Consider the following 303-nt stretch of genomic DNA (forward strand, 5'->3'; position numbering starts at 1 on the left):
GTTGAAGAGATGGTACAGCCGGAATGGCGGCGCATGCACGAGCATGATATTGCGAGCGTGACCGCCGTCGCCAATGTTGTCCATCTCGATTTCTTCGAAGATGAGGCGGTCTTCCGGGACCGCTTCAAACTCTATCCGGCAGGCTGCTTCGTGCTGGCCCGCGAGAACGAGATTCTGGGTTACGGCGTCAGTCACCCGTGGAAGCTCGATACGGTTCCGGCCCTCAACGCCGTTCTGGGCGCGCTGCCGGAAGACACCAATACCTATTACATCCACGATATCGCACTTCTGCCCGAAGCCCGC

The 303-nt window shown here is 59.1% G+C and carries 1 protein-coding gene; it reads left to right on the forward strand.

Features of this window, described 5'->3' with window-relative positions; translation table 11 throughout:
* Positions 1 to 33 precede the first annotated feature (33 nt).
* Positions 34 to 303: GNAT family N-acetyltransferase (locus tag R0J92_RS22305; protein WP_411053261.1), on the forward strand; the 270-nt coding region annotated here is incomplete at its 3' end.

Source organism: Tritonibacter sp. SIMBA_163 (assembly GCF_046535935.1).
GTDB lineage: Bacteria > Pseudomonadota > Alphaproteobacteria > Rhodobacterales > Rhodobacteraceae > Epibacterium > Epibacterium scottomollicae.